Source organism: Edaphobacter lichenicola (genome assembly GCF_014201315.1).
Taxonomy (GTDB): Bacteria; Acidobacteriota; Terriglobia; order Terriglobales; family Acidobacteriaceae; genus Edaphobacter; species Edaphobacter lichenicola_B.
In genome coordinates this window covers 1,181,742-1,205,171 of the sequence record NZ_JACHDY010000001.1, presented here as the reverse complement: position 1 = coordinate 1,205,171, position 23,430 = coordinate 1,181,742, and the positions used below count along the sequence as shown (strand labels likewise).

Here is a 23,430-nt window from a genome sequence, read left to right as displayed (position 1 = left end):
GGCTGCGATGATTACAGGCGGAAACGCAACGGTCTTTGTGGCGAATATGGATGCGTCGTTGAAGTTCTATCACGAGATTCTTGGATTGAAGATCAGCAGCCACTATGGAGACCATTGGGCCTCGGTTGAGGCGGGGTCCTTCACGATTGGTTTGCATCCGAAGTCCGACAAGTATCCTGCGCCAGGAACGTGTGGGGCAATGATGATTGGGCTGGGTATCGATGAGCCGATCGATGTCGCTGCGGCGAGCTTGAAGGCTAGTGGTGTCAAGAATGTCGGCGAGGTGCAGCGCGACCAGGGTGGGAGCTTCGTTCATTTTCATGATCTGGATGGGAACGAACTTTATCTTTGGGAATCGCAGAAGTGGTCATAAGAGATTTTTTGAGTAGACAAGCTAAGGAGAAGGAATGCGGAAGAAGGTAACGATTGTTGGTTCGGGAAATGTTGGAGCGACGGCGGCGCATTGGATTGCGGCGAAGGAGCTTGCGGATGTGGTGCTGCTCGATGTGGTGGAGGGTGTGCCGCAAGGCAAGGCGCTCGATCTGCTGCAGGCGATGCCGATTGAGAAGCGCGACTGCAGCATTATCGGAACCAATGATTATGCGGATACGGCGAACTCCGATGTGGTGGTGATTACGGCGGGGATTGCGCGTAAGCCGGGGATGAGCCGGGATGATTTGCTGACGACGAATCATGGGATCATGTCGAAGGTTGTGGGCGAGGTGGTGAAGGCGTCGCCGAATACGATCATCATTGTGGTGTCGAATCCTCTGGATGCGATGGCGCAGACGGCGTTCAAGCAGGCCGGGTTTCCGCGCGAGCGTGTGATTGGAATGGCTGGCGTGCTGGATTCGGCGCGGTTCCGGACGTTCATCGCGGAAGAGCTGAAGGTGTCGGTGGAAAACGTTACGGCGTTTGTGCTGGGTGGACACGGCGACACGATGGTGCCGCTGTCGCGGTACTCGACCGTGGCGGGGATTCCGATTACGGAGTTGATTGAGCCGACTCGGCTGAAAGAGTTGGAGACGCGAACGGCCAATGGTGGCGCGGAGATTGTGAAGCACCTGAAGACGGGGTCGGCTTACTATGCTCCCTCGGCTGCTGCGGTGGAGATGGTGGAGGCGATTCTGAAGGACAAGAAGAAGATTCTGCCCTGCGCGGCTTATCTGCAGGGGGAGTATGGGATCTCGGGCTTGTATGTCGGCGTGCCCTGCAAGCTTGGGGCTAAGGGACTGGAACAGATCATCGAGATCAAGCTGACACCGGAGGAGCAGGCTGCGCTGCAGAAGAGCGCGGATTCGGTGAAGGAGCTATGCACGGTGATTGGTGTGGCTTAGAAGTTTTTAGTCGACGGAAAAGGCCTGCTCATCGAGCAGGCCTTTTCTGTTGCTTGGAAGACAACGGGTTCTGATTTGGGAAAAGAGCTGGCGGTCAATACGAAAGATAACTAATGGGCCGAAGGGATTGCGTCGATATTCTCTCAAGGCAGATAACAACAGGCCTGCGCTATCTTCGCGTTGAAGAGATCGTTTTTGAGACGTGCGAGGCTTCAGGGAATCGTACAGAACGAAGGTTTAATTTGGACGGCGCTCAGAGCTTCCATCAGATTCTGGATACGGCGGATAGGAGAGAACGATCGTCCGCGTGGTTTTTTCTTGCAGTGTTGTGGATGCAGGTGGCGGCAGTGGTGGCGATCGGGCTGCTAATCTTTGCGAGTTTTATTCACTAGTCGCTCGTTAGAGTGGGTCCTCTGGGGTATAGAGTTCGGGGCCCAGCTCGAAACCCATGTTTCAAAACTCGAGACATGGGCACCCGGCGGTCCGCTAAACGGATCGTTCTTTTGAAATCATGCCCAGGATGAGGAGAGCACTCTCTACTTTCTTGCAATAAGAACAGGTTGATAGAAATTTGTATCTGCGGGTTCAAGCCACTGAATCGCGGTGAAGCCGGCATCGTGAAGAGAGGTGGAGAGATCGTTTCGGAGTAAGGCGCGATAACGGGAGACGTAATGTTTTACAGTCCATTGTGCTGATCTTTCGAAGGAGAGGTAGAGATGGACGTCGTATTCCTCGCCGTCCCAATCCCAGAGCTGATGGACGATGCGGCGCTGGCCTCTTGGCCCGTACATTAGAGGGGCTTGTATGGACGGACGCGTTTGGATCAGGTGATCGTAGTCTCGAATCGTCGCTATCAATATGCCGCCGGGTCTCAGTTTGCCAGCGATCTCGTGTAGTGCCTGATCGCGATCTTCTCTGAGGAGCAGGTGGGGCAGTGCATTGTCTGCGGCTAGAACGGCATCAAAGTTTTCTTCCGGGATGGAGCTGAGATTACGCATATCCGCTACGTGAAACTGAATCTTCAGTCCTCGAAGGTTGGCTTCTCTTGCTGCGCGTGCGACGGAGGCACGACTTTGATCGGAGGCGACGAGGCTGTGCCCTCGCATGGATAGGCCGAGGGTTTGAGTTCCTATTCCACAGGCACAGTCCAGAACACGAGGCGCGACTTGATTTGTGTATCGCTCCAACAACGGGCCGATAGTTGCTGCCTGTCTCTCGATGCTTTGGCTCCAATCCTCGAAGATGAGATGGTAGTGGTCGGCTAAATCGTCATAGAAGGTGTCCGTCGGCGTGTCCATAGGCTTCTTGGTAAGCGAAGATATCATGCGTCGGCGATGATGTTTGCTTCACGAGAAAAAAGCCCGCTTTGTGAGCGGGCCTTTGTTGGATTGCGAGATGGTTGGTTAGGCGATGCGTTCGACGGTGACGGACTCGAGGACGACTGGGGTTTTGGGGCGGTCCATGCCGTCTTTGCTGACCTTGGAGATTTTTTCTACGATGTCGTAGCCTTCGACGACTTGACCGAAGATTGTGTGCTTGCCGGTGAGCCAGCTGGTGTCGGCTACGGTGATGAAGAACTGGCTGCCGTTGGTGTTGGGACCGGCGTTGGCCATGGCGAGTTTGCCCTTCTCCTGGAAGCCGTGTTTGGAGCCCTTGGTCTCGTCGGCGAACTTGTAGCCGGGGCCGCCCATGCCGGTGCCTTCGGGGTCGCCGCCCTGGATCATGAACTGGGGGATGACGCGGTGGAAGATGGTGCCGTCGTAGAGCTTGGCGCCCTTCTTGCTGCGGCTGTTCCACTCCTTGGAGCCTTCGGCGAGGCCGATGAAGTTGGCTACGGTCTCGGGTGCGTCTTTTTCGAAGAGCTCGCAGACGATGGTGCCTTCGGTGGTCTTGAAGGTGGCGTAGGTGCCTGGTTTGGTTGGCATTCGAAATCTCCTTGCAGTGACTGGTTGAGTGCTTTGTTAGCAGAGAGGCGTTTCCGTTGAGATCGCGGAGGCCGGAAGATTATTGGGGTGGTGCAGCGGCGGCTGGTGTCGCAGGTACAGCGGGCGCCACTGGCAGCGGGGGCATGGGCTGGCCGTCGCGCACGATGGTGATGCGATTGATAACGACTGGTGTGATTGGCTTGTCGTTGGAGTTACGTTCTACGCGCGCGATGGAAGCGACGAGCAGGGCGGTGTGGGCGTCGCACTGGCCGAAGATGGTGTGCTTGCCGTTGAGTTGCGGAACTTCGGTTTCGGTGATGAAGAACTGCGAGCCGTTGGTGCCGCCGCCTGATGGACCGGGGCCGGCGTTGGCCATGGCGAGGAGGCCGGGTGTGTCGAAGGTGAGGTCGGGGTCGATCTCGTCCTGAAAGAAGTAGCCGGGGTCTCCGGTGCCGTCGCCTACGCGGTCGCCGCCCTGGATCATGAAGTTGGGAATGACGCGGTGGAAGGTGGTGCCGTTGTAGAAGGGCTGGTGGCGCATCTTCTGGAGGGTCTTGGGATCGGTCCAGTCTTTGGTGCCTTCGGCGAGACCGATGAAGTTGGCGACGGTGAGGGGGGCCTGCTTGTCGTAGAGCTTGCAGGTGAGCCGGCCCATGGTGGTGTCGATGACGGCGGTGGGGCCGGTGGGGACGACGGGTGCCTTGATGTTGCTGGTGGTGCTGGGGGCGTCGGGTAGAGCGTCGGCCGGGGGCGTTGGGGTGGACTGCGCTGGGGTCGATTGTGCCTGGCCGGATGCGGCGAGGGCCAGGGAGAGTGCGAGAGTACGAAGCATCATGCGGTTAGTAGCTCCAACAAACAGGCTATCGCAGACGGGCGGCGGGGGCAATGTGGGGATGGTCTTAGAGAATGCGTCTGAGGAGGCTGCGAACAAGTTCGAGAGAGCCTCCGTAGACGACGTGAGCTGCCCAATGTTGGAGATGATCGGTGGCCGGCGTGCTTGCGGGAGAAGGAGAGAGTTGGAAGGCTGGGATTGCGATCTCATCTGCGGCGAGGAAGAGGAGTGTGCCGTAGGCTGTGCCTGCACCGGTAGTGACTTCGGGCAGGAGTTCGGAGGAGACGCCGTAGACGACGCCCATCAAAGTGCCGAAGGTGTAGTGGACTGCCTGACCTGCTGTCTTTTTGTCTTCTTTGTTGAGATGGGTGCCGGTCGCTTCGGCAATCTTCCGCGCTACGATCTCGGTGGATCCCTCCTGCGAAGCGGCTTTTTGTTCGGAGGCAGCCTGCTCCTGAGCGATCTGCGATGGGGACTCTCCCTCGGCTAGTTTCTTTTGTTTTTCGAGTGTTTTCCCGCCAGCTGTGCTCAACTTCTGAAACTGATCCATGATGAGCGTGGCAACGATGCCGGCTGCGACGCCTGTGACGATTCCACGAAGAACGGAAGGTTTATCTTTGCGCATGTTTTCCTCAAGCGATTGAGATGCAAAAGACAGTAACCAAGTAATGTTTTATGCATCTCACCCAGTGGAGGATCTACAAGATGGCGAAGTTTGCGTTGTATGCGGAGTTGAAGGCGAAGCCGGGGAAAGAAGCGGATGTTGAGGCTTTTCTGAAACAGGGTGCAGAGATGGCGAAGGCAGAGGCTGGGACTGTGCACTGGTATGGGTTCAAGGAAGATAAAGGTGGGGTGTTTGGGGTGTTTGACACCTTCAATGATGAGGTTGGGCGCGATGCTCATTTGAATGGTGAGATTGCGAAGGCTTTGATGGCGAATGCGGAGACACTTTTCTCCGAAGCTCCGAAGATTCACAAGATTGAGTTGGTAGGCGAGAAGGTATAGTCCTTAGCCTTTGCATCGAATCGGTTATGGGTTGTGATCGGAGGCGGCTTGAACTTCGCGGAAGACGCGGAGCAGGTTGCCTCCGAGTAGTTTGTGCATGTCGTCGGCGGAGTAGCCGCGAGCCATGAGGGCGGCGGTGATTTTGGGAAGGTCGGCTGCGGAGTCGATGCCGGCGGGTGGGACGGGGATGCCGTCGAAGTCGGTGCCGATGCCGACGTGATCGATGCCGGCGACCTTGATGACGTGGTCGAAGTGATCGATGAGGGAGTTGAAGGGCGCGCGGCCGATCTTTGCGGCGAACTCGCGGTCAACTTTGTCGGAGGCGGTGTAGGGGACGGGCGAGCCCTTGGCTTTGTATTCGGCTTCGAGCGCTTGCTGCGCTTTTTTCCGTTCGGGCTCCTGCGCGGCCCAGGCTTTGCGCCAGTTTTCGTCGATGAAGGCAGGGAAGAAGTTGACCATGACGACGCCGTTGTTCTTCTTCATGGCGAGGAGCATCTCGTCGGTCATGTTGCGGGCGGCGTGAGTGAGGGCGCGGGCGGAGGAGTGTGACGCGATGACTGGAGTGCGTGTGGTGGCGATGACGTCCCAGAAGGTTTTGTCGGAGACGTGGGAGATGTCGACCATCATTCCGAGGCGGTTCATCTCGGCGACAACTTGTTTGCCGAAGGGCGTGAGGCCGTTGTGGTGATGAACTTTTTCGTCGTCGATGTCGCCAGAGGAGTCGGCCCAGTTGTTGGTGTTGGACCAGGTGAGGGTCATGTAACGAACGCCTAGACGGTAGTAGTCGCGCAGGAGGCCGAGGTCGTTTTCGATGGAGTGGCCGCCTTCGATGCCCATGAGGACGGCGAACTTTCCCTGTGCATGGGTGGCAAGGATGTCGTCGGAGGAGAGGCAGAGGGCGAGTTTGTCGGGGTGTTTGCGGACCTGCTCGAGGGTGCCGTCGATGAGCGAGAGAGTGCGGTGGGCACTGACGTTGGCGGGGTATTGGTTGGGATCGACCCAGATGGAGAAGAACTGTGCGTCGAGATTGCCTTGTTTGGCGCTCGAATAGTTGAGCATGCCGCCGTTGAGGGGATCGGTGAAGTCCCAGTGTTCGTCGACGAAGCGTTGGGGGGTGTCGGCGTGGGTGTCGATGACGATGGAGGATTGGTGGACGGCGGTGGGATCAGTCATTGATTTTGGGGAGTTTGTTTGGGTGTGGGCCTGCATGGTGAGGAGGAGAAGGGTAGAGACGAAGATGCCGCGTTTGTGCATGTTGGCTCGCCACTCTTTCGGTTGCGGGATAGCCGATTGTAGCAAGTGGGTGTTTTTTCCTTGCTTGTGGTTTTTGAAGGCGATAGTTTTGCGATTTTTTTCTTTGCATGGGTAAAGGTGTTTTTGTGTGGGATTTTAGGAAAAAGCGTGTGATTGGCGTGGTGTTTTTGTGGTGAGAGCGTGGTGAATTGCGTGGCTAACGTGGTGTTGTTGCACCACATTTTTGTGCGTCGGAAAATGTGCCAGTTTTTCCAAATTTATTTTCTTTTTTGTTGAGAGATGGATGGCGTATTGGAGCAACCTTCATGGTCTGCGATGTCATCTGTTGAGGGAGAGGTAATGTTATGGCACAGGGTATGAATTCTTCGAAGACCGGCGCACGTCCTTCGCACGAAGCGATTGAAGTGGAGAGTACCGCGACAGAGGTTGGCAAGACCGATCAGCAAAAGATGGATCATGCTGCGATGGAGAGTGCCAAACGCGCTCAGAACCGGATTCACTCGAACGAGGAGAGGACTCCGGCTAACTCGATATTCTCGAAGTAACTTTCGACAAACAGGTTCCTAGGCAGAGCAGTAACGAGGCGGAGATGCCCCGCGGGCCGGCGGGGCATCTCCGTTTTTGTTTGCGCTTAGAGGGCGGCTGCGCCGGCTTCGGCTACGGCGTGGTCCTGGGCTCCTGAGCCTCCACTTACTCCGATGGCTCCAACTACCTTGCCCTCTTTTTTGAGTGGGATGCCGCCGGCGAAGATCATGACCTTGCCGTCGTTTGAGGCGTGGATGCCGAAGAACTGGTTGCCGGATTGGGAGTTGTCACCGAGGTCTTTGGTGGTGATGTCGAAGGCGCGAGATGTCCAGGCTTTTTTCTGCGCGATGTCGATGGAGCCGAGCCAGGCGTTGGTCATGCGCTCGAAGGCGATGAGGTTGCCGCCCTCGTCGACTACGGCTACGTTCATGGGCTGGCCTAGTTCTTCGGCCTTCTTTTCGGCTGCGGCGATGATGCGGCGGGCGTCTGCTAGTTGGATCATTTTTTCTCCTGATGTGAGCTTATCGGTTTGACGCTTGCTTGCGTGTGGATGGCTTGGGTTTTGACGCGGGCGGGGAGGAATTTTACATTTCCACCCATCGCGGTGAGACTGCGATGGATGGGGCACCCGGAGAATCGTGGCGCATGAAGGAGAACGGGTCGCGCGTGGCGCAAAGGCCCACCATGCCACCCCGTCAGCAAGCTGTCGGACCCCGGCTTAGCGACGAGGCGGCGTCACGAAGATGGGGCATCCGGCGTATCAATCTAAAAAAGTGCTCTTTTTTTTTGACAAATGGTATAAAAGGTATAACTATTGTGAGGTAGAAAAGATGTCAACGGCTTATACAAAAAGTCATGTGAAGGTTGCAGACGAGTTGTTTTTGATTGTTGCGTTACTTCATCAGGAGCAGCCAGAACAGAAAGCGTTCACCGTTGGGCAGATATTGGAGCGCGCAGCCAAGGAGGGTTTGGGGTCGGCTGCGGGCAGCTTGCGTGCTCATGCTTCTCAACATGCTGCGGCGAATGTAGATCCCGACAGCAGAGGAGGCAAATATCGCATGGTCTTTCGTGAGCGTGATAATCGCATCCGGCTGCTGGCACCATCAGACTATGTTCATCCTGATCGTCACCAGAAGTTCTATCCGGACCTTGATGATATTCCGGAGAAATATCACGCGCTGGTGGAGTGGGCGAGGCGCAGGCACGAAAAGACGGAGGGACCTCCGGCTCGCTGGCTGGAGGGTTTGCACCAATTGAAGGGGATGGGCAAGGGGATATGGAAGGGTGTTGACGCCGATGCTTATGTTCGTGGTTTGCGGGAAGGATGGGAATGAGCAAGGTCTTTCTCGACACGAACATATTTATCTATTTGATTGAAGACCGTGGCGTGAACGGGCGGAGAGCTGCGGAGCTTCTGGATCGGATGACAGAGAGGCGGGACTCTGTTTATACCTCGACTCTGACTCTGGGCGAGGTGCTTACACTGCCCTTGCAGAAGGAGGATGTGAAGCTGGCGGATCAATATGAGAGGATTCTGACTTCGCCGGGTGTGCATCTGCTGGACTTTGACCGGGTCGCGGCTCGAATCTATGCGCGAGTCCGATTAGACAAGGGGATCAAGGCTCCGGATGCGATGCAGTTGTCGATTGCGGCGGCGGCTCAGTGCGATCTATTTGTAACGAATGATGATCGGCTGAGCCGCAAGATCGTTCCGGGGATACATTTTGTGTCTGGGTTGGAGCGGGTTCCGTTGTAGCAAACTGAATCAAATCGAAGGGACACGATTTGATGTGGAGGGGTCGATTTATTGGAAGTTAACGGTAAGAGCGGGTGCTGAAAGTGACATCAACATTTAGTTCGACGGGGACGGGCTTCCCATCTTTTTTGGCGGGCTTGAACTTGTAGTGTTTTACTGCTTCGACGGCGCTGTCTTCCAGGGATTTGGCGTAATTGTTAACGTCGCTTTCTCTGGCAACCGTGATTCGAACCGCATGAACGTTGCTGGTGGTTCCATCTAGCTCGATGTAGCAGTTCACGATCACAATCTCAGGTGAACTCGACCTTTGTGCGGATGCGGGATATCGCGGCTCAACGGAGTGAATCAGAATCGGGGCTGTCATGTTCTTTCCAGGCGGGACAATATCGGTCCGCGCTGGGGCGGGGATACCTGGTGGCCCCGGTTCGATGGAGGCTGCTTGTAGCAACTCGGAGTGGGCGCGCGAGGGCAGAAAGAAAAGGCCGATGGACAGTCCAGCGATTCGTGCGACGTGACCGAAGCTCATGCAAACATCCTATCGGGCGAAGAGGTCTTTGACTTGTTGGATGAAGACGTCGCGGCCCATGTCGGAGATGGCTTCGGTGAGGGGGAGCTGTTTGGGGCAGGCCTGGACGCAGTTTTGCGCGAAGCCGCACTCTTGAATGCCGCCGTCTCCGGCCAGGGCGCGGAGGCGCTCTTCTTTGAGGACGGCGCCGGAGGGGTCCATGTTGAAGAGACGGGCCTGGGCGATGGTGGCTGCGCCGACGAAGTTGGTGACGTCGTTGAACTGGGGGCAGACCTCCATGCAGATGGTGCAGGAGATGCAGTTGGAGAGGGGGTAGCGCTGCTCCTGTATTTGCGGAGCTTGGCGTGGCCCAGCTCCTAGATCATACGAACCGTCGATTGGGACCCAGGCTTTGACCTTCTTGAGGTTTTCGAAGAGGACGGAGCGGTCGACGGCGAGGTCGCGGACTACGGGGAACTTCGAGAGCGGGGCCAGGGTGATGGTCTGGTCGTGATTTGGTCCGGTGAGCTTGTCTACGAGGGCGGAGCAGGCCATGCTGGCCTTGCCGTTGATCAACATGGCGCAGGAGCCGCAGATCTCCTCGAGGCAGTTGGAGTCGTAGGTGATGGGCGTGGTCGGCTTGCCTGAGACGTCGACGGGGTTGAGCGCTATTTCGCCGAGGAGCGAGGTGATGTTCATGCCCGGGCGGTAGGGGATCGCGAAGGTCTCGGTGGTGGAGGGGGCGTCCGGGGTGGACTGGCGCTTGATCTCGACTTTGATGGTGCTGGGTGCCATGAATGCTCCTTAGCGACTGCAGATTTCCTGGGCCTTCAGCGTGAGGGTGAGCTGGAGGCGTGTGTTGCGAAGGACTGCAGTCGGTGCGGAGTGGATTAGAAGCTGCCTGTTTTGTGGAGGCGTTCTTTTTCCAGTGTGGCGACTGCTATGCCTTCTTCTTTGCTGACGGGAGGGCGGCCTTTGAGGGCCATGGTCCGCTCGTTGGGGTGAAGGTGCGTGGTGTAGAGGAACATATACGTCGTGACCATTGCGTATATGAGTGCAAGGGCGATGTAGACGAGAGTGATGTTTTCCATGCCCGGTTAGATGGTGTTGGCGGGTTTTGAGGTGATCCGTCGTGTTGGGTCTTTTTGTTGCTTGGTCCGGTGCGGTGACAGGACGCAAAGCAGATTTCTCCGCTGCGCTGCGGAATGACAACAAAGGAACGGGCAACGACAAATACAAATACGGGGGTCTCTCCGCTTCGGCGGCAAAGTGCGCCGCCTTCGGTCGAGATGACGATTTTTTTGGGTAGGCTGGCATTTGTTTCGAACGGCGTTTGTCGGGCTATGAAACGGCGTGGCTGTGAACTGCGTTTGCGATGCTCTGGACGGCGTTTATCAGGCGGTGGCGTCGTAGCGGCGGGGGCGGGGTTTGATGTGGCTGATGTCGACTTCTTCGAACTCGAAGGCGGGAGCGTTGTCTTTGAAGCTGGCTTTGGTGGTTTTGAGGAACTTTTCGTCGTTGCGGTCGGGGAAGTCGGGTTTGTAGTGGGCTCCGCGGGACTCGTCGCGGAGGCGTGCGCCCTGGACGATGACGCGGCCTAGTTGGAGCATGTTGTAGAGCTGGCGGGTGAAGGCGAAGCTGGTGTTGGCCCACTGGCTCTTGTCGGAGAGGTTGACGTTCTCGTAGCGCTCGAGCAGTTCGACGATCTTGGCGTCGGCTTCGTCGAGGCCGGCGTTATAGCGGATGATGGTAGCGTGCTTGGTCATGGTGTCGCCGAGTTCGCGCCAGAGCTTGAAGGGGTTCTCGGTGCCGGGGTTGTTGAGGAGCTGGTTGTTGAACTCCTTCTGGCGGGCGAGCTCGGCGGCGTGGCCTCCGTCGCCCTCTTGCGGGGGGAGGGCCTTGGCGTAGGCGAGGGCGTGGGGGCCGGCGACGAAGCCTCCGTAGATGCAGGAGAGGAGGGAGTTGGCGCCGAGGCGGTTGGCGCCGTGGATGGAGTAGTCGGCCTCGCCTGCGGCGTAGATGCCGGGGATGTTGGTGCGCTGGTCGAAGTCGACCCAGAGGCCGCCCATGGTGTAGTGCATGCCGGGGAAGATCTTCATGGGGACTTCGCGGGGGTCGTCGCCGACGAACTTTTCGTAGATCTCGAGGATGCCTTCGAGTTTGTTGAGGCGTTCTGCGGGGAGGTGGGTGAGGTCGAGGTAGACCATGGGCTGGCCGTCGATGCCCATGCCGTGCTCGTAGACGACTTTGAAGATGGCGCGGGTGGCGACGTCGCGGGGGACGAGGTTGCCGTACTTCGGGTACCACTCTTCGAGGAAGTACCAGCGGTCGGCTTCGGGGATGGAGCGGGCTACGCGCTTGTCGTTCTTGTCGCGGGGGACCCAGACGCGGCCGCCTTCGCCTCGGGCGGACTCGGACATGAGGCGGAGCTTGTCTTCGCCGGGGATGGCGGTGGGGTGGACCTGGATGAACTCGCCGTTGGCGTAGAAGGCTCCCTGTTGATAAAGTGCTGATTGAGCTGATCCGGTGCAAACTACTGAATTGGTGGACTTTCCGAAGATGGCTCCGTTGCCTCCGGTGCAGATGATGACGGCGTCGGCGGGGAAGGTGCGGGTGTCCATTGTGCGGAGGTCCATGGCGCAGATGCCGCGAGCTTCGCCTTTGGAGCCGAGGACGGCGGAGAGGAACTCCCAGCCTTCGTACTTGGTGACTTTGCCTTCGGCTTCGTACCTTCTCACTTGCTCATCCAGTGCATAAAGGAGCTGTTGGCCGGTGGTGGCTCCGGCAAAGGCGGTGCGCTGGTAGAGTGTGCCGCCGAAGCGGCGGAAGTCGAGGAGGCCTTCGGGGGTGCGGTTGAAGGGGACGCCCATGCGGTCGAGAAGGTCGATGATTGCGGGGCCCTGGGCGGTCATGTTTTTGACGGGGGTCTGGTTGGCGAGGAAGTCGCCGCCGTAGACGGTGTCGTCGAAGTGCTTGAGGACGGAGTCGCCTTCGCCTTTGAGGTCCTTGGCGGCGTTGATGCCTCCCTGGGCGCAGACGGAGTGGGAGCGCTTGACGGGGACGATGGAGAAGAGGTCGACCTTGCCGCCGGCTTCGGCGATCTTGATGACGGCGGAGAGACCGGCCAGGCCGCCGCCTACTACGATGATTCTGGGTGTTGCTGCCATTCGGCTATCCTCTACACTTTCGTGCGATGTCTACGTTCTTGCTATGTCTTTTTGGAGGTGAAGTGCAGGTCTGCAATAGCTTGAACAGGCTTTCCTTTAATTTCAAAAGGCTTAAATTTTTGCTGATGTAGGAGGTTGCACATCTGAACGCATCCGTGATCCTGAGAGCAGGGGTAATCGGGCACGACGGAAGTTACGTTCCCGTCCTTATCAACTCTGACAGCGACGTAGAAGTCGTGTGGCGAGGAGGGAAGAGAATCCGTCAAGACCGAAGAGGGTGCCTTCATATGTTGGAAAAATTCCGCCTCAGAGACAGAAAGGTTAACCGGAACGACGACTGTCTGAGCTTGCAGCGAAGGTGTACTTCCTCCCAACGGCAGCAGAGCGAAGGGTGCGATAGCGAGAAGCCGCAACGTGCTCATGCTCACCGGACCTCACCCGGCTGATCGGGGTTTGTTGAGTTTGGTGGGGGGACTGTTGGGGCGGGTAAGTCGATGCCGGCGGGTTGGGCGGGCATTACGTTGGCGGGGGCGTTGGGGTACTCCCAGACGACCGCGTAGATGCTGGCGAGGCCCATGAGGCAGAGGGCGAGGCCGAAGGCGGTGCAGACGTAGCCGAAGCGCTTGCGGGCCTTGTCGCCGGGGGTGATGCCCCACTTGGCGGCGAAGAGCCAGATGCCGTAGGCGAAGTGCCAGGTGGTGGCGATCATGGCGATGACGTAGATGGCGAGCATCCAGGGGTTCGAAAGTTCAACCTGTACTTTATGGAATGCGGCGCCGGGGTTCTCGGGGAGGGAGATGCCGCTGAAGCGCTGTCGCCAGACGTGTTGGACGATGTAGAAGAAGGCGATGATGCCGGTGATGCGCTGGGAGACGTACATCCAGTTGGAGGCCCAGGGGTAGACGTTGACACTGACGCGGCCGCGGAAGGCGATGAAGAGTCCGTAGAGGGCGTGGAAGGCGAGGGGGATGAAGATGAAGGCCCACTCGAGGACGCGGACGAGGGGGAGGGAGTTGAGGAACTTGACCTGTTGGGCGTAGGCGAGGGGGCCGTTGAGGGTCTCGAAGTTGGAGATGATGTGCTCGACGAGGAAGGCGCCGATGGGGACGATGCCGGAGAGGGAGTGGAGTTTGTGCCAGAGGTAGGAGTGGCCTTCGCCGGCGCGGAGTGGCTGCACGCCTTTGAGCTTGGACTCGCTGGGCGGGGTGGCAGGAGGTGCTGGCGTGGCGGCGGTGGCCATGGGGACTCCTTGGAATCGTGATGGATGCACTGGTGGAGATGGAAAAAGTGCAGCAGGGCGATTATTCCGCTCATGGATTAGCAGCGTCAAGGAAAGTGAGGGAATTTGTGCGGTTATCGTTAGGTTTGTGCGATTAAGTTGAGTGCGACTGAATTTGCGGGGGTTCTAGTCTGGGCGCAGCGAGTTTAGCAGGGCGGCGAAGGCTCGGCCGCGGTGGCTGAAGGTGAGCTTGGTGGTGGTGTCGAGCTCGGCCATGGTTTTTTGCTGGGCGGGGAGGTAGAAGAGGGGATCGTAGCCGAAGCCCTGGGTGCCGCGGGGGGCGGCGAGGATCTCGCCTTCGACGGCTCCGTGGCCGATGGCGAGAATGTGTCCGTTGCGTGCGGCGGCGAGGACGCAGTGGTAGCGGGCGCTTCGCTCGGTGAGGGGGATGTCCGTGAGGTTCATGATGAGGTAGAGGTTGTTGCGCTCGTCGGGTGTGAGATGGGCGGAGTCTGTTGGGGCGAAGTGGTGGTCTTCGGCGTAGCGGGCGGAGCGGACGCCGGGGGCTCCGTGGAGGGCGTCGACTTCAAGGCCGGAGTCGTCGGCGATGACGATTTCGTTGGGGGCGTGGTGGGAGTAGTAGATGGCTTTGAGGCGGGCGTTGCCTTCGAAGGTGGGCTCGTCTTCGGCGGGGGCGGGGATTTGGTTGAGGTTGGGTAAGGGAGTGAGTGTGATCTGCGACGAGGCTGTGGCGGCGAAGTCTCGGAGCTTGCCTGGGTTGGTGGTGGCGAGGTAGAGGATGGGAGGGCTTTGGGGCTCGGGCATTTGGGTTTAGGCTACACGCTGCGGGATGGTGGGTGAAGTCACCCGGTATTGGAGTTTTACATTCCCACCCATCGCGGTGAGACTGCGATGGATGGGGCACCCGGGGATTTGTACGCGTGTGAGGGAAGACGGTTCGCGCGTGGCGCGATGCCCACTCATGCGATGAGACTGCATGAATGGGGCACCCGGCTTTGGTTTTCAAAGCAGGCGAGGCAAAGTTTTGGATTCCCACCCATCGCGGTGAGACTGCGATGGATGGGGCACCCGGGGATTTGTACGTGTGCGAGGGAAGACGGTTCGCGCGTGGCGCGATGCCCACTCATGCGATGAGACTGCATGAATGGGGCCCCCGGCTTTGGTTTTCAAAGCAGGCGAGGCAAAGTTTTGGATTCCCACCCATCGCGGTGAGACTGCGATGGATGGGGCACCCATTTGTTTGCGCTATGAAGATGGGGCCCGATTTGTTTGCGCTATTTGGCTATGCGGAGGCGGACGAAGGCTACGGCTCCGAAGGGGTGGGAGCCGTAGATGGAGACTAGGGCGCTGGGTGTGGTGTAGGTGGTGAATTGCGCGCCGGGAGCGGCGAGGAGGTGCGGGGCTACGCGGTAGTCGCGGTCGTAGCCGAAGGAGTAGGCGGCTACGTGGCCTAGGGGAGATTCGGTGAAGTTTGGGGGGAGTGGGGAGCCGGGGGGGATGAGGAGCTCGTTGGAGCGGCCGGCGTTTTCTATTCGGGTCCAGACGTAGTTGCGGGTGCGGAAGTTGAGGAGGGATTCGAGGAGGTAGCTATTTTCTTTGCTGTTGTCAGTTAGGGATTTTGTGCGGCCCCAGAGGAGAGTGTTCGACCAGTTGTTGGTGTGGTCGCCGTCGGCGGTGGTGTGGCCGAAGGGGAGGTTGTAGATGATGGAGGCGGTCTGGCGCTGCTGATTCTCGTTTGGGTAGAGGGCTTCGGGGCTGACGATGTGGGCGATGGAGTATTGGGTGCTGAGGTTTTTTGTTGGGGCGAAGGTGATGCGGGAAGAGTAGCTGTCGACGGCGTGGCCGTTGGGGGAGGGTTGAAAGCCCCAGCGCTGCTCGGTGGGCTCGGCGCCGTGGAAGCCGGACTCTTCGAAGCGGAGCCAGCGCCAGGTGATGCCGCCGGTGAAGACGTTGAAGGCGATGTGGGTGGAGTCTTCCTGATGATGGCCGAGGGCGGCGATGGGGTCTTCGGAGGCGGAGTGGCGGTGCGGGTAAGCGGTGGGGCCGATGGCGGGGTCGCCTACGGGTGCGGCGTAGAGGCTGAGGAGGGTGTGGCTGCCGAGGCGGAGGTCGTAGAGGGCGGCTAGCTCCATGAAGAAGTCGTGCGGGTGCTGGCCGTCGATGATGGGTTTGCCGAAGGCGGTCTCGCCTTGCTGGAAGAGCTCGGGGAATTGGCGGCTGGTGATGGTGGCGGGTTCGAGCGAGAGCATGGTGCGGAGGGTGAGCTGGCCGTACTGGCCGTGGGAGCCTAGCTGGCGCATGGCCATGGGCATGATCCAGTTGGTGGAGAAGAGCTTGTTGCCGCCGCGGGTGACTGCTGGGTTGGGGCAGGGATCGTTTTGCACGCAGACGTCGGGGATGGCGCCTGTGGGGTTGGAGGCGTGCTGCTGGGTGTCGGAGATGGAGGCGGTGCCGTGGAGCATGAGCATCCAGCCGCGATAGCTGCGCATGAGCATGGAGACGGGCGTGGAGGCCGGTTCGGCGCTGGTGCCGGAGGTGGTGTGATTGAGGATGGTGTCGATGAGCGTGGTGGGCGGCTTCATCATGTCCATGCTCATGTTCATCGGCATGGTGGTCTTGTCAGGCGTGGATGGTTGAGCGGAGTCCATCTGCATGCCGGGCATGTTTGGCATTAAGGGTTGGTTTGTCTGAGCCTGGGTTCGCGATGGAGTGAGAAAGACCAATGAAAACAGGGCCGCTGTGAGGAGGGAGCGCATGGGAGTTCCTTGTCTTGAGGCGTGCGTTATCTGGAGACAGCGTGAAGGCGCTGTAACGCGGGGAGGCTCAAGAGGGAATCAGATACGAAGTGGGGTGCGGAGAGGGAGTGGGGGCGGTGCTGCGAGTCGAAGGACGGGTGCGAGCAGTGGGGATGGGATCTCGTCGTTGAGTGCAGAGACTGGGACTGCGTGGAGTTGGAGCTGCGGCTCAATCTGTGTGGAGGCGACTGCAGGTGCTTGCTGCTGTGCGCTGCAACAGGAGGGAAGGTGCTGATCGAGGGGCGATTGCCTGGGGCAGTGATCGCAGGAGGATTGCTTGGGCTGTGCGATCTTGACGCAGGTGGCTGCGCTGACGAGAAGAGTCAGGAGACAGAGCAGCGTTGCGAGGAGGTGCACAGTTTTTTTCATCGTTGTGAGGTTTGACGAAGAGATCGGGCAAGGGATACCTCTGCGCCGGAAATTATTTTTGCTGTTGCGATTGTATTCTCAAGTGAGTTTGAGGGGAAGGCTTGCGGTTTGTTCTTTGTTTTGATGATTCGTGTCTTCGTGATTGAGGAGCCAGCGTTTGCGCTCGAGGCCGCCGCCGTAGCCGGTGAGGGAGCCGTTGGATCCGATGACGCGGTGACAGGGGACTACAACTCCGATGGGGTTGGAGCCGTTGGCGAGTCCGACTGCACGGACTGCGTTCGGTCGGCCGATCTGCGCGGCGAGCTGTCCGTAGGTGGTGGTTGTGCCGTGGGGGATCTCTCGCAGGGCGCGCCAGACCTCGCGCTGAAAGGGCGTGCCGGCTGTTTGCACCGGGAGCGTGGAGATCGCGGTGAGATCTCCTGCGAAGTAACGCTTGATCGCGTTCGTGAGGCCGGACGGATTGTTTGCAGGCTCGAGCGTGAAGCCGTTGCGGCCATAGTGACGCCGGAGGAGATTGTGCAGGCGCTCGGTGTGATCGGTCCAGTCGATGGCGCGCAGGTTGCCGTCATGGTCGGCCACGAGGATCATCTCGCCTATCGGCGTGTCGAGTTGATCTGTCAGGAGTTTCAGGGGTTCATGCATTTGGTCTCTCGGTGTGCGGGATTTCGTTGGTGTTGGCGGCCCAGAGATGCTGTGCCGCATAGGCGCGCCACGGTCGCCACGACTCGGCGCGATGCAGGAGAGACTTTGGAGTTGCGGGTGCTCCGTCGAGCTTCGTTGCTCCTCGCAGCAGGCCGATGTCGGATGCGGGGAAGGCGTCCATCTCGCGGATTGCGCGGAGGGCGATGTATTGCGCGGTCCAGTCGCCGATGCCGGGAATGGTGCGCAGCTTTACGATGACCTCTTCGATCGTCCCAAGCGGACGGAAGAGGTTGGGGTCGTCGGCTGCTGCATGCGCGAGTGCTTTCAAGGAGGCGAGGCGTGCGGTTGGCATGCCCAGTCCGATTGATTTTGCTGTGGCGATGCGCTTCGCCGTGGGGAAGGTATGGGTCAGGCCTGGAGGGGTGCTGGGGTTCTTTGGGAGCGGCTTGCCGTGGAGCGCTACGAGCTGCCCTGCAAGCTTGCGGGCGGCGACGACGCTGATCTGCTGGCCGAGGATTGCGCGTACCGCGAGTTCGAAGCCGTCCCAGCCGCCTGGTGCACGCAGGCCGGGGCGTAGGGCTACCCACGGCGCGAGATGCGGATCGTGCGAGAGGTGCGCGTCGATGGTCTCGATGTCTGCGCCGATGTCGAAGAGGCGACGCACACGGGCTACGATTGCAGGCAGGGACTGCACGGCGGGGAATTGAATGGATACGCTGAGGCTCTGTCGCTGCGGGAGGTGAGTGACTGCGATGCTTCCACGCGATCCGTCGATCTCAACGGTGCGGCGATAGCATCCTTTCTCGACTACTTCGACGCCGGGGATGGCACGCGCGTGCAGAAAGCTGAGCATGGACTCCCAGTCGTACGGTGGGCGATAACGCAGACGGAGTGTGATGCCTGCCTCGGTGGTTGGGCGGCTTGCGGAGGACCTTCGCCGGAGGGCAGTGGGTGGGCGATGGAAGAGTGTTTGAAAGAGCTCGTTGAAGCGGCGCAGGCTGCTGAAGCCCGCCGCGATTGCTACTTCGGTCATGGGCATCTGCGTTTCGTGGATGAGGTGCTTGGCGAAGAGGACGCGCCGGGTCTGTGCTACGGCAATTGGAGAGGCTCCGAGGTGCTGAAGGAAGAGTCTGCGTAAGTGACGCTCGCCGACGCCTAGACGTTCGGCGAGCGCCTCTACGGTCTTGCCTTCGCCGTCGAGGGCACCGTCGGCTATGAGTGCGAGCGCGCGTGAGACGGTGTTGGAGGTTCCGCGCCATGAGGCTAATTCGGGTGCGGTCTCTGGACGGCAACGCAGGCAGGGACGATAGCCGGCCTCGTGCGCTGCTGCTGCGGAGGGATAGAAGGTGCAGTTTTCGTATTTTGCCGTACGGGCCGGACAGACGGGGCGGCAGTAGATTCCGGTGGATTTGACGCCGACGTACATCAGGCCGTCGAACCGCGGATCACGGCTCTGGAGTGCACGGTAACAGGTCTCTTTGTCGGGTAGTTCCATGTACGAAGTCTCTCATGATGAGAGGCGCAAACTCGCGATTTTCGGACATGGTCACTTTGTTGGAAGCTGGTTATTGTGAAGCTGCCTGCTTTCGCAAGAGGATGATGTCGACTCGGCGGTTCTGGGTGCGTCCGTCTTCGGTGTCGTTGCTGGCGACGGGGTGAAACTCGGCGTAGCCGGCGGCGGCGAGGTTGGCGGGGTCGATGGGGCCGTGTTCGAGGAGCAGGCGCGCGATGGCGGTGGAGCGTGCGGTGGAGAGCTCCCAGTTGCTGGCGAACTGCACGGTGTGAATGGGAACGTTGTCGGTGTGGCCTTCGACGCGGAGTGGGCCAACTGGCAGTGTGTTGGCGAGGATCGAGATCATGGGGATCGATGCCGGGCGGACCTCTGCGGAGCCGGAGGGGAAGAAGCCGGCTTCGTGAAGGGAGATGACGAGGCCATCGGGGGTGATGCGCATGGCGATGCCGCCGGGAGGGATGCCACCGGCGGCGACCTGTTCGGCGATGAGTTTGCGCAGGCGGGCTTCGGTCTCTTCCAACGTTTCCTGTGGGCTCTCTGTGCTGCTCGCTGCGGGGAGGGGACGCACGATCGGCGAGGGGATGGAGTTGGTGATGGCGGAGGCGTTGATGTCGGTGAGCGGCGGCGTCTTCGAGTGGGCGTCGAAGGTGCCGAGGGGGGTGAAGGCGGTCTGCATGGCCTCGGAGAGCTTGAGCTGCTTCTTCTTGTCCGACTGGCTGGAGGCGAAGAGGACGACGAAGAAGGCGAAGAGCAGCGTGATGAAGTCTGCGTAAGAGACCAGCCAGCGCTCGTGGTTGACGTGTTCGGGATGTTTCTTTTTGCTCATGCGCCAACCTCTGTGGCTTTGCCGGGTTTGGGTGGATGCGAGTCGAAGAGGTAGGTGCGGAGCTTGGTCTCGATCATGCGTGGGTTCATGCCTTCGAGGATAGAGATGACGCCTTCGAGCATCATCTCTTTGATCATCTGTTCTTCGCGGTGACGGAATTTGAGCTTGCCTGCGGCGGGAAGGCAGATGAGGTTTGCCATGGCGACGCCGTAGATGGTGGCGACGAAGGCGACGGCGATGCCGCGGCCGACCTCATCGATGTTGGAGAGGTTCTTCATGACCTGGATGAGTCCAAGGACCGCGCCGATGATGCCGACTGTGGGAGAGTAACCGCCGGCGGCCTCGAAGACAGCGGGGATCTTTTCTTCGATCTCGGATTTGTTGTCGAGCTCGAGCTGCATGATCTTGCGGACTTCGGAGGGTTCGGTGCCGTCGACGGCGAGCATGAGAGCCTGGCGGAGAAAGGGATCGGTGACGGTGGAGAGGTCGGCGTCGAGGGAGACGATGCCGCTTCTGCGGGCCTTGTTGGCGAAGGCTACGATTTGAGCGAGCGTGGCTTCGCCGTTCGATCCTTTGTGGAGGAAGACTTTTGCGGCGGCCTTGATGGCGGCGAGGAAGATGTTCATCGGAAACTGGAGCATGACGGCGCCGAGTGTGCCCCCGATGACGATCATGGCCGCGGTGGGCTGGGTGATCTGGGCGATGCTGCCGCCTTCGACCATCATGCCGGCGAGAATGCCGATGAGGGCGAGAGCGATGCCACCAATGCTGGCGATGTCCATGGGTCTCCTCTTCCAGGGTGAAGTTGATTATTCGTGAGAGGCTTTGCGGTCTTGATTCTTGTCTGCGTTGCGAAGCTGCTGGTCGGCGTCGTGCGCGGATCTTGCGATGAGAGCCGGTGCGGCCTCGGGCCAGGCCTGGCGAAGGACGGCGGCGCGGAACTCGAGGGTGAGCTGCGAGACCTGGCTGCAGGGCTCGAGGACGATGAGCTTTTCGCCGGTGATTAAGGTGAGGACGGTGTCGGGTGAGGCTTCGGCGTATTTGATGAGGTCGCAGTTTACGGCGAGAGGACTACCGTTGAGGCGTGTCAGTTCGATCATGTGTTTAAGGACTCCTCCCAGATGTCTCATCGGCAGGGAAGTAGCGGTCAATAGGGAGCGGGAGGCAGGTGACTGTGACGGTGGAGCGAAATGAGATTTGCGTAAAGTCGGGGCGGAGGACGCCGATGAGGGGTTTGAACGCGGAGCCTACCGCTTGGTGAACCGGATCTCACAGACTGCTTCGGCAGGGCGGTGAGTTCGCCGGTCGGACACCCGGGACTGGCGTCGCGGTAACTCAAACCGAGCAGTACAGGAGCGTTTACCCATGTCCTTGGGCATTCTTACCAACGTTGCAGCAACCTATGCAGAGAACAACCTCAACCAGACACAGGGCAGTCTCCAGAATGTCCTTCAACAGCTCTCTTCTGGCTCTCGCATCAACAGCGGGGCGGACGACGCGGCCGGCCTTTCGGTTGCTGACGGTCTTCATGCCAACGAAGCGGCTCTGACCCAGTCGGCCCAGAATGCCCAGAACGGTGTTGGCTTGCTGCAGACCGCTGATGGCGCTCTGTCGCAGGTGACGAACCTGCTGGACCGGGCGACGACGCTGGCGACCGAGGCGCAGAACGGCGGCTTGACGGCTGCTCAGACGACTGCGGCGAATACGGAGTTTCAAAGCATCGTTACTGAAATTGGCAATATCGGCACGGCTACAAACTTCAACAGCAACGCGGTCTTCTCGGCAGCTGCGACGAACTTCGTCGTGACCGACGGGACGGCAACCGGAACTACGACGATTGCTGCTACGACCGGTGCGTTGACCACAGCGAGTGTCGGTACGGCAACCGGAGGCGGTGCGGGAGCGACTCTCTCCGGCTTGTCCCTGGTGACGGGCGCGGCTGCTGCTCTGGCTGCGGTGAACTCTGCTATCACCGACGTGTCGAACCAGCGTGGTGCGATCGGCGCGAACATCAACCAGTTGAACGCCGCTGCGAACGTTGCAAGCACCGAAGAGGTGAATCTCTCGTCTGCTGAGAGCAGCATCCGTTCGACCAACTACGGTCAGGCGACCAGCGATCTGGCGAAGTTCCAGGTGCTGAGCCAGACCGGTATCAGCGCTTTGGCCCAGGCCAACAGCGTGCAGCAGGAGATTCTGAAACTGCTGCAGTAAGACGTGGAAGCAGGCGGCGGCCGGATGAGATGGTCCGGTCGCCGCTTCTTCGGTTATGGGCCTCCGATGATCACGCTTAGAGATCTCTAATTCACGGGCCGTCAGGCTGGCTCGGTGATTGCTTATTGCCGTGTAGGAAAGCGGGAAGATGACATGGGTACAGTTGGATTAAGTTTCGGATCGGCGACGAGCGGCCAGGGGTTTGACGTAGCGTCAACCGTCACGGCGATTCAGGCGTCGGAACAGGCGATTGAAACTCCGTGGAATAATCAACTGACTACGTTAAAGGCCCAGGATACGGTCTTCAGCGGGCTTGGGACTGACCTTGGAAGCCTCACGACAGCCTTGCAGGCGCTTACGGATTTTAACGGAGTCTTTGCGGAGAAGTTGGGATCGAGTTCTAATACCGATTTGTTAAGTCTCACCTCTGCCGGTTCGTCGGCTGTGGCCGGTAGTCACACGGTCACGATTACCCAATTGGCGCAGACCTCATCAGATGTTTCGACCGCGATTCCGAGTGCCAGCGATACCCTTACCGGCACCGTGACGATTCAGGGCAAAGTGTTTGACACCGGCACCAGCGGCAGCAATACGCTTACGGGCCTGGCTTCCGCGATCAACTCGGCTGCCATCGGTGTCAAAGCGAGTGTGATTACGGATTCTTCCGGGTCGCGGCTCTCGCTTGTAAGCGGAACCAGCGGTGCGGCTGGACAGCTGGCCACCATCACCAGCACCCTGGCCGATGGTGGCACCAGCATAACGTTTCCAGGTCCTCCCAATAGCGGCCAGCAGGGACAAGACGCTCAAATAACCTTGGATGGAGTTCAGGTCACGAGTCCGTCCAACACGGTGACCGGAGCGATCTCCGGGGTGACCTTTCAGCTGCTTTCGTCTGCCTCTCCGGGAACGCAGGTACAAGTGCAGGTTACCGACAACACGACAGACATAGGAACGGCTGTGAGTAACTTCGTCTCCGCCTATAACACGGTGATCAAGGACATTAATACCGAGGAGACGAATAGCTCTACTGGCACTGCTCCAGCTCTTCTGGGGAGTCCGATATTGGCTCAGTTGCAGAGCCAGCTTACAGGGGCGCTCTTCGGAGGGTCGGCGAGCGGCTCGATCAACAATTTTGGCCAGTTGGGAATCAGTATGAACAATGACGGGACTCTGACGCTGGACTCGAGTACGCTCACCAGCGCGCTCAGTTCGAATCTCTCCGACGTTACCGGGTTTTTTCAGAATTCAGGCAGCTTCGGCCAGACGCTCACAACGGCGGTGAATAATCTCGGCACGCAGGCTCCCAATGGCGCGATCTATCTTGCGCAGCAGCAGAATGCAGCACAGGAGAAGGCGCTGAATGCAGACATCACTAACGAAAATACATTGCTGTCGGAGCAGAAGACACAGCTTACGAATGAGCTGAATGCTGCGAACCAGATCCTGCAGTCCATTCCCAGCCAACTGAACCAGGTGAATGAGATTTACAGCGCCGTTACCGGCTTCAACCAGAATCCGAGATAAATCA

Annotated in this window: 27 protein-coding genes; 8 read left to right on the top strand and 19 right to left on the bottom strand. The window is 59.2% G+C overall.

Translation table 11 applies throughout. The annotated features are described in order from the left end of the window. Positions 1-7: 7 nt before the first annotated feature. Both HDF09_RS05165 and mdh read left to right on the top strand, forming a co-directional pair. Positions 8-373: a VOC family protein gene (locus tag HDF09_RS05165; protein WP_183762389.1), complete on the top strand. Its 366-nt coding sequence runs from the start codon at positions 8-10 to the stop codon at positions 371-373. A 34-nt stretch (positions 374-407) separates the two neighbouring features. Then, the gene (mdh, locus tag HDF09_RS05160) at positions 408-1,337 is read left to right on the top strand and encodes a malate dehydrogenase (RefSeq protein WP_183762386.1); all 930 of its coding nucleotides are present in this window, start codon (positions 408-410) and stop codon (positions 1,335-1,337) included. Positions 1,338-1,873: 536 nt separating this feature from the next. On the opposite strand, the gene HDF09_RS05155 is transcribed toward mdh, so the two are convergent. The 4 genes from HDF09_RS05155 to HDF09_RS05140 all read right to left on the bottom strand — a co-directional run bounded on the left by HDF09_RS05155 (position 1,874) and on the right by HDF09_RS05140 (position 4,719). Further along, positions 1,874-2,635, bottom strand: coding sequence for a class I SAM-dependent methyltransferase (locus HDF09_RS05155; RefSeq protein WP_183762383.1), 762 nt, complete (start codon positions 2,633-2,635; stop codon positions 1,874-1,876). Positions 2,636-2,740: 105 nt separating this feature from the next. Next, positions 2,741-3,262, bottom strand: coding sequence for a peptidylprolyl isomerase (locus HDF09_RS05150; RefSeq protein ID WP_183762380.1), 522 nt, complete (start codon positions 3,260-3,262; stop codon positions 2,741-2,743). Positions 3,263-3,341: 79 nt separating this feature from the next. Further along, positions 3,342-4,097 carry a peptidylprolyl isomerase gene (locus tag HDF09_RS05145; RefSeq protein ID WP_183762377.1) on the bottom strand — a complete coding sequence of 252 codons (756 nt, stop codon included), beginning with the start codon at positions 4,095-4,097 and terminating at the stop codon, positions 3,342-3,344. Positions 4,098-4,161: 64 nt separating this feature from the next. Beyond that, positions 4,162-4,719 carry a DUF1440 domain-containing protein gene (locus HDF09_RS05140; protein ID WP_183762375.1) on the bottom strand — a complete coding sequence of 186 codons (558 nt, stop codon included), beginning with the start codon at positions 4,717-4,719 and terminating at the stop codon, positions 4,162-4,164. Positions 4,720-4,769: 50 nt separating this feature from the next. On the opposite strand from HDF09_RS05140, the gene HDF09_RS05135 reads away from it, so the two are divergent. Further along, positions 4,770-5,099: a putative quinol monooxygenase gene (locus tag HDF09_RS05135; protein ID WP_433977777.1), complete on the top strand. Its 330-nt coding sequence runs from the start codon at positions 4,770-4,772 to the stop codon at positions 5,097-5,099. Positions 5,100-5,123: 24 nt separating this feature from the next. Here the strand turns inward: HDF09_RS05135 and HDF09_RS05130 are convergent, their stop codons facing one another. Next, a complete protein-coding gene (locus HDF09_RS05130; RefSeq protein ID WP_311718716.1) occupies positions 5,124-6,353 on the bottom strand; it encodes a dipeptidase in 1,230 nt (409 codons plus the stop codon). A gap of 344 nt (positions 6,354-6,697) precedes the next feature. On the opposite strand from HDF09_RS05130, the gene HDF09_RS05125 reads away from it, so the two are divergent. Beyond that, positions 6,698-6,898 carry a hypothetical protein gene (locus tag HDF09_RS05125; protein WP_183762374.1) on the top strand — a complete coding sequence of 67 codons (201 nt, stop codon included), beginning with the start codon at positions 6,698-6,700 and terminating at the stop codon, positions 6,896-6,898. Between the two features lie 86 nt (positions 6,899-6,984). Here the strand turns inward: HDF09_RS05125 and HDF09_RS05120 are convergent, their stop codons facing one another. Further along, complete coding sequence (locus HDF09_RS05120; protein WP_183762373.1) at positions 6,985-7,380, bottom strand: GlcG/HbpS family heme-binding protein; 396 nt, start codon at positions 7,378-7,380, stop codon at positions 6,985-6,987. 241 nt (positions 7,381-7,621) lie between these two features. On the opposite strand from HDF09_RS05120, the gene HDF09_RS05115 reads away from it, so the two are divergent. Together HDF09_RS05115 and HDF09_RS05110 are read left to right on the top strand one after the other, a co-directional pair. Then, entirely contained in the window at positions 7,622-8,212 is a 591-nt protein-coding gene (locus HDF09_RS05115) for a hypothetical protein (protein ID WP_183762371.1), read from the top strand. Beyond that, positions 8,209-8,634, top strand: coding sequence for a type II toxin-antitoxin system VapC family toxin (locus HDF09_RS05110; RefSeq protein WP_183762369.1), 426 nt, complete (start codon positions 8,209-8,211; stop codon positions 8,632-8,634). Before HDF09_RS05115 ends, HDF09_RS05110 begins: the two co-directional genes overlap by 4 nt. 58 nt (positions 8,635-8,692) lie before the next feature. On the opposite strand, the gene HDF09_RS05105 is transcribed toward HDF09_RS05110, so the two are convergent. The 13 genes from HDF09_RS05105 to HDF09_RS05045 all read right to left on the bottom strand — a co-directional run bounded on the left by HDF09_RS05105 (position 8,693) and on the right by HDF09_RS05045 (position 20,791). Further along, entirely contained in the window at positions 8,693-9,160 is a 468-nt protein-coding gene (locus HDF09_RS05105; RefSeq protein ID WP_183762367.1) for an energy transducer TonB, read from the bottom strand. Positions 9,161-9,169: 9 nt separating this feature from the next. Then, entirely contained in the window at positions 9,170-9,934 is a 765-nt protein-coding gene (sdhB, locus tag HDF09_RS05100) for a succinate dehydrogenase iron-sulfur subunit (RefSeq protein WP_183762363.1), read from the bottom strand. A gap of 95 nt (positions 9,935-10,029) precedes the next feature. Beyond that, positions 10,030-10,230, bottom strand: a complete 201-nt coding sequence (locus HDF09_RS05095; RefSeq protein WP_183762360.1) for a hypothetical protein — start codon at positions 10,228-10,230, stop codon at positions 10,030-10,032. Positions 10,231-10,533: 303 nt separating this feature from the next. After that, positions 10,534-12,306: a succinate dehydrogenase flavoprotein subunit gene (sdhA, locus tag HDF09_RS05090; RefSeq protein ID WP_183762357.1), complete on the bottom strand. Its 1,773-nt coding sequence runs from the start codon at positions 12,304-12,306 to the stop codon at positions 10,534-10,536. A 424-nt stretch (positions 12,307-12,730) separates the two neighbouring features. After that, positions 12,731-13,546, bottom strand: a complete 816-nt coding sequence (locus tag HDF09_RS05085; RefSeq protein ID WP_183762354.1) for a succinate dehydrogenase/fumarate reductase transmembrane subunit — start codon at positions 13,544-13,546, stop codon at positions 12,731-12,733. A 165-nt stretch (positions 13,547-13,711) separates the two neighbouring features. Beyond that, on the bottom strand, positions 13,712-14,350 hold the full coding sequence (locus tag HDF09_RS05080; protein ID WP_183762351.1) for a non-canonical purine NTP pyrophosphatase: 639 nt from the start codon (positions 14,348-14,350) through the stop codon (positions 13,712-13,714). Between the two features lie 470 nt (positions 14,351-14,820). Next, on the bottom strand, positions 14,821-16,218 hold the full coding sequence (locus HDF09_RS05075; protein WP_260180923.1) for a hypothetical protein: 1,398 nt from the start codon (positions 16,216-16,218) through the stop codon (positions 14,821-14,823). Positions 16,219-16,380: 162 nt separating this feature from the next. Then, positions 16,381-16,710, bottom strand: coding sequence for a hypothetical protein (locus tag HDF09_RS05070; protein WP_183762344.1), 330 nt, complete (start codon positions 16,708-16,710; stop codon positions 16,381-16,383). Between the two features lie 78 nt (positions 16,711-16,788). Continuing rightward, positions 16,789-17,352 (bottom strand): methylated-DNA--[protein]-cysteine S-methyltransferase, encoded by a 564-nt coding sequence (ogt, locus tag HDF09_RS05065; RefSeq protein WP_183762341.1) that lies wholly within the window; start codon positions 17,350-17,352, stop codon positions 16,789-16,791. Next, on the bottom strand, positions 17,345-18,847 hold the full coding sequence (locus HDF09_RS05060; protein ID WP_183762338.1) for an AlkA N-terminal domain-containing protein: 1,503 nt from the start codon (positions 18,845-18,847) through the stop codon (positions 17,345-17,347). Before HDF09_RS05060 ends, ogt begins: the two co-directional genes overlap by 8 nt. 70 nt (positions 18,848-18,917) lie before the next feature. Continuing rightward, positions 18,918-19,691 (bottom strand): flagellar motor protein MotB, encoded by a 774-nt coding sequence (locus HDF09_RS05055; RefSeq protein WP_183762335.1) that lies wholly within the window; start codon positions 19,689-19,691, stop codon positions 18,918-18,920. Beyond that, positions 19,688-20,473 carry a flagellar motor protein gene (locus HDF09_RS05050; protein ID WP_183762332.1) on the bottom strand — a complete coding sequence of 262 codons (786 nt, stop codon included), beginning with the start codon at positions 20,471-20,473 and terminating at the stop codon, positions 19,688-19,690. The genes HDF09_RS05055 and HDF09_RS05050 overlap by 4 nt, the downstream gene beginning before the upstream one ends. A gap of 27 nt (positions 20,474-20,500) precedes the next feature. Beyond that, positions 20,501-20,791, bottom strand: coding sequence for a flagellar FlbD family protein (locus tag HDF09_RS05045; RefSeq protein ID WP_183762329.1), 291 nt, complete (start codon positions 20,789-20,791; stop codon positions 20,501-20,503). Positions 20,792-21,056: 265 nt separating this feature from the next. Here HDF09_RS05045 and HDF09_RS05040 point away from each other — a divergent pair, with 265 nt between their 5' ends. Both HDF09_RS05040 and fliD read left to right on the top strand, forming a co-directional pair. After that, complete coding sequence (locus tag HDF09_RS05040; protein WP_183762326.1) at positions 21,057-21,902, top strand: flagellin; 846 nt, start codon at positions 21,057-21,059, stop codon at positions 21,900-21,902. Positions 21,903-22,055: 153 nt separating this feature from the next. Further along, a complete protein-coding gene (gene fliD, locus HDF09_RS05035; protein WP_183762323.1) occupies positions 22,056-23,426 on the top strand; it encodes a flagellar filament capping protein FliD in 1,371 nt (456 codons plus the stop codon). The last annotated feature ends 4 nt before the right edge of the window (positions 23,427-23,430 follow it).